6 protein-coding genes are annotated in these 5,899 nt (G+C 76.5%); 5 read left to right on the top strand and 1 reads right to left on the bottom strand.

The genetic code is table 11. From position 1 onward, the window contains the following. Window positions 1-108: 108 nt before the first annotated feature. From G5C65_RS29540 to G5C65_RS29525, 4 genes are read left to right on the top strand one after another with little or no spacing between them, the layout of a single operon-like run. A complete protein-coding gene (locus G5C65_RS29540) occupies window positions 109-966 on the top strand; it encodes an FAD binding domain-containing protein (protein WP_165302111.1) in 858 nt (285 codons plus the stop codon). Continuing rightward, window positions 963-1,487, top strand: coding sequence for a (2Fe-2S)-binding protein (locus tag G5C65_RS29535; protein WP_165302110.1), 525 nt, complete (start codon window positions 963-965; stop codon window positions 1,485-1,487). Before G5C65_RS29540 ends, G5C65_RS29535 begins: the two co-directional genes overlap by 4 nt. Beyond that, window positions 1,484-3,835: a xanthine dehydrogenase family protein molybdopterin-binding subunit gene (locus G5C65_RS29530; RefSeq protein ID WP_165302109.1), complete on the top strand. Its 2,352-nt coding sequence runs from the start codon at window positions 1,484-1,486 to the stop codon at window positions 3,833-3,835. The genes G5C65_RS29535 and G5C65_RS29530 overlap by 4 nt, the downstream gene beginning before the upstream one ends. A gap of 35 nt (window positions 3,836-3,870) precedes the next feature. Then, window positions 3,871-4,146, top strand: coding sequence for a hypothetical protein (locus G5C65_RS29525; protein WP_165302108.1), 276 nt, complete (start codon window positions 3,871-3,873; stop codon window positions 4,144-4,146). A 12-nt stretch (window positions 4,147-4,158) separates the two neighbouring features. On the opposite strand, the gene G5C65_RS29520 is transcribed toward G5C65_RS29525, so the two are convergent. Continuing rightward, a complete protein-coding gene (locus G5C65_RS29520) occupies window positions 4,159-4,779 on the bottom strand; it encodes a helix-turn-helix domain-containing protein (protein ID WP_165302107.1) in 621 nt (206 codons plus the stop codon). Between the two features lie 65 nt (window positions 4,780-4,844). Here G5C65_RS29520 and G5C65_RS29515 point away from each other — a divergent pair, with 65 nt between their 5' ends. Continuing rightward, complete coding sequence (locus G5C65_RS29515; protein WP_165302106.1) at window positions 4,845-5,837, top strand: NAD(P)/FAD-dependent oxidoreductase; 993 nt, start codon at window positions 4,845-4,847, stop codon at window positions 5,835-5,837. Window positions 5,838-5,899: the final 62 nt, after the last annotated feature.

The raw sequence follows: 5,899 nt of genomic DNA, 5'->3' as shown, positions 1-5,899 counted from the left end.
GCCCCGTCCGCCCCGGTGCCGCCGGGGCCCGGACGGGGGCTTGCCCGGCCGGACGTCCGCACCCAGGCTGTGCGGATACGGCGTCGGCAAGCGGAAGGGGGAGGGGCCGTGAAGCCTCCCGTGTTCGAGTATCTGGAGCCGCGCACCGTCGAGGACACCGTCCGCATACTGGCCGAGTCCAACGGCGTCGCGGCACTGCTCGCGGGCGGCCAGAGCCTGCTGCCGCTGCTCAACCACCGGCGCATCAGACCCCGCGCGGTGGTTGACCTCAACCGCGTCCCCGGTCTGGACTCCGTGCGGCTGGTCGGGGGATCGGTGCGTATCGGGGCGCTCACCCGGCTCCGCGCGCTGGAGGCGCACGCCGCGTTAGCGGATGTGCTGCCCGTACTGCCGCAGACCGTACGCCTCGTGGCGTACCCGCAGATCCGCAGCCGCGGCACCCTGGGCGGCTCGCTCTGCCACGCGGACCCGGCGGCCGAGCTCCCCGCACTCGCCATGGCCCTGGGCGCCCGGCTGCGGCTCGCCGCGCAGAGCGGCGAGCGCACCGTGGAGGCCGCCGCGTTCTACCACCCCAGGGGCGGCACCACGCTGCGGCCGGGCGAACTGCTGACCGAGGTGGAGTTCCCGCCGGCCGAGCGGTTCCGCTGGCGCTTCGAGGAGGTGCCCCGCGCGGGACAGCGCGGCCTGCCGCTGGTCGGCGCCTGCGCGGGCGTCGTACGCGACACCGATGGCACCGTCACCCGCGCCCGGTTCGCGGGATCCGGGGTCGCGGCGCGCCCGGTGCGGCTCCCCGAGGGCGAACACGCCCTCGTCGGCGGCCCCCTGACGGCCGCGACCGCGCGCGCTGCCGCGGAGGCGGCGGCCGCGTCCGCCGCCCCGCCGTCCGACGCCCACGGCAGCGGCGACTACCGCCGCGCCCTGCTGCGCACCACCCTCCAGCGCGCCCTCGACGAGGTGAGGTCATGACCCGGGACGCCGCCGCTCCGAGCACCCGCGAACGGACCGTCACGCTCACCGTGAACGGCGCCACGCACAGCGCCCGCACCGAGGTGCGCACGCTGCTGAGCGACTTCCTCCGCCACACCCTCGGCCTCACCGGCACCCACGTGGGCTGCGAGGAGGGCGTCTGCGGCTCCTGCACCGTGCTGCTCGACGACGTCCCCGTGCGCTCCTGCCTGCTGCTGGCGGTCCAGGCCGCTGGCGCGCGCGTGGAGACCGTCGAGGGGCTGGCGGTGGACGGCGAACTGACGCCGCTCCAGCAGGCGTTCATGGCGGAGCACGGCCTGCAGTGCGGGTTCTGCACCCCCGGCATCCTGATGAGCCTCACCGCGGCCGAGCGCGAGGGCCTGTCCGAGCCGGAGACCGCGGACGAGGTGCTGGCGGGCCACCGCTGCCGCTGCACCGGATACGCCGGGATCCGCGCGGCGCTCCGCCGCAGCCGCGCCGGCACCGGCCAGGGCGGCGGCGCGGGGGAGGGGGCCCGATGACCGAGGACACCGGCGCCACAGGGCCCGGACCGCTGGGGCGGGCGCTGCCCCGGACGCACGACCCCCGCCTGCTGCGCGGCGACGGCCGCTACGTGGACGACATCGCAGGACCCCAGCGCGGCGTACTGCACGCCGCCGTCCTCCGCAGCCCCGTCGCGCACGGCAGGGTCACCCGCTTCGACGCCACGGCGGCCCGCGAGGACAGCGGGGCGCACCTCGTCCTCGGCCCCGACGGGATCGCCCGGCACACCGGCCCGCTGCCCACCTTCTGGCGGCTGCCCGGCCAGTGGCAGCACACCATCGAGGTGGCCACCCGCACGGTGCGCTACGTCGGGCAGCCCATCGGGCTGGTCGTGGCGGACAGCCGCGCGGCGGCCGAGGACGCGGCCGAGCGCGTGGAGGTCAGCATCGACCCGCTGCCCGCCGTCACCGATGTGGACGCGGCGCTCGCGCCGCGGGCGCCGCTGCTCTACCCCGAGACCGGCACCAACGCCGCCGGGCGGATCCGCCTCGGGGACCCGGAGGCCGACGTCGAACGGGCCATGGCGGACGCCGCGCACCTCGTCACCCGCGAACTCGCCGTCCAGCGGGTCAGCGTGGCGCCGATGGAGCCGCGCGGCCTGCTCGCCGAGTGGACCCCCGCCACCCAGCAGCTCACCGTCTGCTCCAGCACCCAGGTGCCGCACCCCGTGCGCTGCGGGCTCGCCGCGGCGCTGCGGCTGCGCGCCGACCAGGTCCGGGTCACCGTCCCGGACGTCGGCGGCGGCTTCGGCGGCAAGACCACCCTGTACGTGGACGAGACGCTGGTCTGCCTCGCGGCCAAGCTGCTGGGCGGGCGCGTCGCGTGGACCGAGGACCGCGCCGAGGCGATGGCCGCCGACTACCACGGCCGGGGCCAGCGAGCGACGGCCCGGCTGGCGCTCGACGCCGACGGCCGCTTCCTCGCCCTCGACGCCCGGGTGCGCGGCGATCTGGGCGCTTTCGCCACCCAGGGCGGCTCGGGCCCGTTCCAGATCACCGGCCTGTCCCTGGAGGGCCCCTACCGCTTCCCGTGCGCGGGCGCGACCGTCACCGGTGTCTACACCAACGCCACCCCCACCGGCGCCTACCGCGGCTACGGGATGCAGGAGGCGTGCTGGATCCGCGAGCGGCTGATCGCGGAGGCCGCCCGCGAGCTCGGCCTGGACCCGGGCGAGCTGCGGCTGCGCAATCTGATCACCGTCGGCGAGATGCCGTACACCGTCCGCGCCCAGACCACCTACGACACCGGCGACTACCCGGCCACCCTGCAGCGGGCCATGGCCGCGGTGGCCGAGCGGCCCCGGGTGCGCACCGGGCGGCTGCGGCGCGGCGTGGCCGCCGTGCCCAGCGTGGAGGGCACCGGCTACGGGCCGACCGCGCTGCTGGAGCAGATCGGACTGGAGGCGAGCGGCTGGGAGAGCGGCCGGATCCGGATCAACGAGGACGGCACCGTGACCGTCTTCACCGGCGCCGTGTCCCTCGGCCAGGGCATCGAGACGGCGCTGGCCCAGATCGTCGCGGACCGGCTCGGCCTGCCGCTGGAGCGGATCGCCGTCCGGCTGGGCGACACCGACACCAGCCCGCACTCCGACTACAGCTCGCAGGCCAGCCGCTCGCTCGTGCTCTGCGGAACCGCGCTGCTGCGCGCGGGCGAGCGGCTGCGGGCCCGGATGGACGCGCTGGCGGCGGCCCTGCTGGAGACGGTGCCCGAGGACGTGCGGCTCGAAGCGGACGAGACGTTCCGCGGGGAGAAGACCTCCCGCACGGCCACCTGGCGCGAGGTCGCGGCGCGGGGCTGGCTGGGCTGGGGCCGCCCCGAGCACGACCGGATCCGGCTGGAGGAGAGCGTCGACTACGACCCGCCCGACATCACCTTCGCGCACGCCGCGCACGCGGCCGCCGTCGCCGTCGACCTGGACACCGGCGTGGTGACGGTGGAGGGCTACTGGGCGGTCCACGACAGCGGCGTCCTCGTCAACCCCCTGATCGCGGAGGGGCAGACGGTGGGCGAGGGCCTGGGGATGGCGCTGCTGGAGGAGGCGGACTGCGACCCGGCCACGGCCCAGCCCCTGCGGCGCGGCCTCGCGGACTACCCGCTTCCCGCGCCCGCCGACGTGCCGCCCGTCGAGGTCGCGCACACCCGGACGCCCAGTCCGCACAACGAGGGCGGCTTCAAGGGGCTCGGCGAGGGCGGCATCCTGCCCGTGGCGGCCGTCGTCGCGGGCGCGGTCGCGGACGCGGTCCCCGAGATCGCGGCCGGGCTGAACCGCACCCCGCTGACGCCGTACCGCATATGGACGCTGTTGCGGGAGGCGGGCCTGGCCTGACCTGTCGCGCGCCCTTCGCGCCGTAGTGTGGCGGCATGCCTGAAGCTGCGCGCCGTTACGAGATCCTGCTGTACCCGCGGCTCACCGACGAGGAGGGCCACCCCGACCCCGGCGAGGCCGTGCGCTCGGGGGTCGTCGAGGCCACCGGCCGCACGGGCGCCTCGGGCTACCCGCGCTACGAGGGCGACGGCTTCGTCGCGGACATCGACCCCGCGACCCGCACGGTGGAGGCGGTCACGGTGGACGGCGAGGAGCTGGACTACGGCTGGGTGGCCGGCCTCGCGGCCCCCGCACCGGACGACGGGGAATGAGGCCGTGCCCCGTCAGGGGGGCACGCCCTGCGCGCCCCACTCGTCGGTGATCCGGGTGCGCACATGCATCCGCTCGCCCTGCGGGCCGAACAGCGCGAGGAACTCCACCGGCCGCTCGCCCGCGTTGCCGACGCCGTGCGGGGTACGGGTGTCGAACTCGGCCACCTCGCCCGCCGTCAGCACCAGGTCGTGCTCGCCCAGGGCGAGCAGCAGACGGCCGTTGAGGACGTACAGCCACACGTAGCCCTCGTGCGTGAACTGCTCCGGCCGCCCCTCGGACTCGGGGCGCCGCCCCGCTGGGACGATCTGCTTGTACGCGTGCAGCCCGCCCAGATAGCGCGTCAGCGGCACCCACGTCCTGCCGTGCTGGGTGAAGGGGCGCGGGTGGACGTGGGGGTCGCCCGTCTGCGGCGCCCCCACCAGCTCGTCCAGCGGCACGCCGTACGCCCTGGCCAGCGGCAGCAGCAGCTTCAGGGTCGGCTCGCGCCGCCCCGACTCCAGCCGGGAGAGGGTGCTCACCGAGATCCCGGTCTGCTCGCCGAGGCGGGCGAGCGTGGTGCCGCGCGCTGAGCGCAGGGCTCGCAGCCGGGGGCCCACCGCGGTCAGTACCTGTGCCAGATCGTCGTCGGACATGGGTCTATTGCTGTTCCGGCAACGGGGTTTGTCAAGCCGGGGAGCCCGCGTGCACGGTTGCCGGCATGAGCGAACACGACTTCACCCAGCACCCGCACTCCTACGACGTCCTGGTGGCCGGCGGCGGCCCCGCCGGGCTCGGCGGTGCGCTCCAACTGGGCCGGGCGCGGCGCTCGGTCCTCGTCGCCGACGCCGGACACCCCCGCAACGCCCCGGCCGGCGGCGTCCACGCCTACCCCGGCCGGGAGGGCGCACCGCCCGCCGAGCTCCTGGCCGACGCCCGGGAGGAGGTCAGCGCCTACGGCGTGCGGACCGTACGCGCCGCCGTCGTGGCCGCGAAGCCGGATGACGGCGGCTTCCTCGCCGAGCTGGACGACGGCACCGCCGTCCGCGCCCGCCGCCTGCTGGTCGCCACCGGCCTCGTCGACGAGCTCCCCGACGTGCCCGGCCTGGCCGAGCTGTGGGGCACGGACGTGCTGCACTGCCCCTACTGCCACGGCTGGGAGGTGCGCGACCAGCCGGTCGGCATCCTCGCGACGGACCGCACCGGCCCGCTCGCCGTCCACCAGGCGCTGCTGTGGCGGCAGTGGAGCGACGACATCACCCTCTTCCTGCACACGGCCGCCGACCCCGACGACGAGCAGTTCGAGCGGCTCGCGGCGCGCGGTGTCGCCGTCGTCGACGGCGAGGTGCGGGGACTGGAGCGGGACGCGGCGGGGCGGCTGAGCGGCGTGCGCCCGGCCGGCGGGCCCGTGCTGCCGTGCCGGGCGCTGGTGGTGCCCCCGCAGTTCACCGTGCGCTCCCCGCTGTTCGCCTCGCTCGGCCTGGAGCCGGTCGAGCGGGACATGGGCGGTACGCCCCTCGGCACCGTGCTGCCCACGGACGCGACCGGGCGGACCCCCGTCCCGGGGGTGTGGGCCGCGGGGAACGTTGTCGACCCGAGCGCCCAGGTCATAGGCGCCGCCGCGGCGGGGGTCCACGCGGGAGCGATGATCAACTTCGACCTGGTCGAGGAGGAGACCCGCCGGGCGGTCGACGCCGCGCGCCGCGGCCAGTGACCCTGCTGCGCGCCCGTGCACCGCGGGGACGGCGAGGGCAACCGCAGCCCCTCCCCGCCCGG

The sequence above is a fragment of the Streptomyces boncukensis genome, from assembly GCF_011045075.1.
GTDB classification, from domain to species: Bacteria; Actinomycetota; Actinomycetes; order Streptomycetales; family Streptomycetaceae; genus Streptomyces; species Streptomyces boncukensis.
This window is presented reverse-complemented; position numbering and strand designations above follow the sequence as displayed.

Coding starts and splice junctions, on each gene's coding strand:
- G5C65_RS29535 (WP_165302110.1), top strand. CDS start 963: ATGACCCGGGACGCCGCCGCTCCGAGCACCCGCGAACGGACCGTCACG.
- G5C65_RS29530 (WP_165302109.1), top strand. CDS start 1,484: ATGACCGAGGACACCGGCGCCACAGGGCCCGGACCGCTGGGGCGGGCG.
- G5C65_RS29525 (WP_165302108.1), top strand. CDS start 3,871: ATGCCTGAAGCTGCGCGCCGTTACGAGATCCTGCTGTACCCGCGGCTC.
- G5C65_RS29520 (WP_165302107.1), bottom strand. CDS start 4,779: ATGTCCGACGACGATCTGGCACAGGTACTGACCGCGGTGGGCCCCCGG.
- G5C65_RS29515 (WP_165302106.1), top strand. CDS start 4,845: ATGAGCGAACACGACTTCACCCAGCACCCGCACTCCTACGACGTCCTG.